The following is a 1,853-nucleotide window of genomic DNA, read 5'->3' as shown; positions in this document are numbered from 1 at the left end:
GCACAACGTCCGGGATGTGGCGGCTTCCCGCGCCCCGCGCCCGACGCAGCACGAGGTGCGGGACGTGGTGGTCTCCGACGCGCGGGAAGCCGCCACATCCCGGACGTTGTGCTGATCTTGACGGGCGGGTCCGCCGGCGACGGCGGACGGAGGGACGGGCGGCGCGCCGTCACCCGGGTTGACCGAGGCGGACCGGGGCGGTGGGTCGCCGACCCGGTAGGATCAGCCCGGGCCGTGACTGGCGCGTGGGGATGGAGCACCATCGGGAAGCGGTCCCGTCATGAGGACGCATGCCGAGCGCCTGGGCCTTCCGCACGTCACCTGGAGGTCGCATGTCGTCGCTGAACGCCGAATCCACCGCTTTCCGCAGCGCCCTCGAGGTGATCCGCGCGGTCGAACCGCGGGTCGCCGACGCCATCGGGGCGGAACTGGCCGACCAGCGCGAGTCGCTGAAGCTGATCGCGAGCGAGAACTACGCCTCCCCGGCCACGCTGCTGGCGATGGGCAACTGGTTCAGCGACAAGTACGCCGAGGGCACCGTGGGCCGCCGGTTCTACGCCGGCTGCCAGAACGTCGACACCGTGGAGGCGCTCGCCGCCGAGCACGCCCGGGAGCTGTTCGGCGCCGCGCACGCGTACGTGCAGCCGCACTCCGGCATCGACGCCAACCTGGTCGCGTTCTGGGCGATCCTGGCCGACCGGATCGAGTCCCCGGCGCTGCGGAAGGCGCAGGTCCGGCAGGTCAACGAGCTCACCGAGGCGGACTGGTTCACGCTCCGCCGCGAGCTGGGCAACCAGCGGATGCTGGGCATGTCGCTGGACGCCGGTGGGCACCTCACCCACGGCTTCCGGCCGAACATCTCCGGCAAGATGTTCGACCAGCGCAGCTACGGCACCGACCCGGCCACCGGCCTGATCGACTACGACCAGGTCGCCGCGGCGGCCCGGGAGTTCAAGCCGCTGATCCTGGTGGCCGGCTACTCGGCGTACCCCCGCAAGGTGAACTTCCGGATCATGCGGGAGATCGCCGACTCGGTCGGCGCCACCTTCATGGTCGACATGGCCCACTTCGCCGGCCTGGTCGCCGGCAAGGTGTTCACCGGCGACTTCGACCCGGTGCCGCACGCGCACATCGTCACCACCACCACGCACAAGTCGCTGCGCGGCCCGCGCGGCGGCCTGGTGCTCTGCCAGCCGGAGCTGGCCGACCAGGTCGACCGGGGTTGCCCGATGGTGCTCGGCGGCCCGCTGCCGCACGTGATGGCCGCCAAGGCCGTCGCCCTGGCCGAGGCGCGCCGCCCCGACTTCGCCGACTACGCCCAGCGCATCGTGGCCAACGCGCAGGCCCTCGCCGAGGGGCTGCTGCGCCGGGGCGGCAAGCTGGTCACCGGCGGCACCGACAACCACCTGGTGCTGATCGACGTCACCGGCTACGGGCTGACCGGCCGGCAGGCCGAGCAGGCGCTGCTCGACTCGGGGATCGTGACCAACCGCAACTCGGTGCCGCAGGACCCGAACGGCGCCTGGTACACCTCCGGCATCCGGATCGGCACCCCGGCGCTCACCACCCGGGGGCTGGGCACCGCCGAGATGGACCAGACCGCCGAGCTGATCCACACCGTGCTCAGCCAGACCACGCCGGGCAGCAACGCCGACGGCACCCCGTCGAAGGCCAAGTACCTGCTCGACCAGGCCGTCGCCGACAAGGTCAGCCGCCAGGCCGCGGAACTGCTCACCGGCTTCCCCCTCTACCCCACCGTCGACCTCACCTGACCCCACCCACCCTTCAGCCCCCGGCCCGGCCCGGCCCGGCGGTTGATCAAGGGGTTTGTGTCAGGAACGCGCGTGTTCCGC

At 72.2% G+C, this 1,853-nt stretch carries 1 protein-coding gene and 1 riboswitch; the gene reads left to right on the top strand.

What is annotated here, in order from left to right; genetic code table 11:
- The first annotated feature begins 224 nt into the window (after window positions 1-224).
- A riboswitch (ZMP/ZTP riboswitch) is annotated at window positions 225-314 on the top strand.
- An 18-nt stretch (window positions 315-332) separates the two neighbouring features.
- Complete coding sequence (locus tag DLJ47_RS32795; RefSeq protein ID WP_109905901.1) at window positions 333-1,772, top strand: glycine hydroxymethyltransferase; 1,440 nt, start codon at window positions 333-335, stop codon at window positions 1,770-1,772.
- Window positions 1,773-1,853: the final 81 nt, after the last annotated feature.

Source organism: Micromonospora sp. S4605 (genome assembly GCF_003176715.1).
Lineage (GTDB): Bacteria > Actinomycetota > Actinomycetes > Mycobacteriales > Micromonosporaceae > Micromonospora > Micromonospora echinaurantiaca.
Note: the sequence above shows the minus strand (reverse complement) of the source record. Positions and strands in the feature narration are given on the sequence as shown.